Here is a 223-nt window from a genome sequence, read left to right on the forward strand (position 1 = left end):
ATATCCCACGCGCATTAATACTCCCCTTAATCGTAGACGGATTATCGTAATACGAGTCGATAAATACCAGTCCACTTGCATTTATCGAACCGGCAATTAACAGTGGTGAATCCGTAACTATATTCGTTGCCGTCACGTTACCGAGAATAACCCATGGATTAGAAAGAGAGAAAGTGGAAATATTTCCTTTGACTGTCAAATTGCCAAGAACAATCAATTTTTG

General features: G+C 39.5%; 1 protein-coding gene. It reads right to left on the reverse strand.

What is annotated here, in order from left to right:
- Positions 1 to 199: hypothetical protein (locus tag KI369_RS30060; RefSeq protein WP_212959071.1), on the reverse strand; the 199-nt coding region annotated here is incomplete at its 3' end.
- Positions 200 to 223: the final 24 nt, after the last annotated feature.

It is taken from the genome of Bacillus sanguinis, from assembly GCF_018332475.1.
GTDB classification, from domain to species: domain Bacteria; phylum Bacillota; class Bacilli; order Bacillales; family Bacillaceae_G; genus Bacillus_A; species Bacillus_A sanguinis.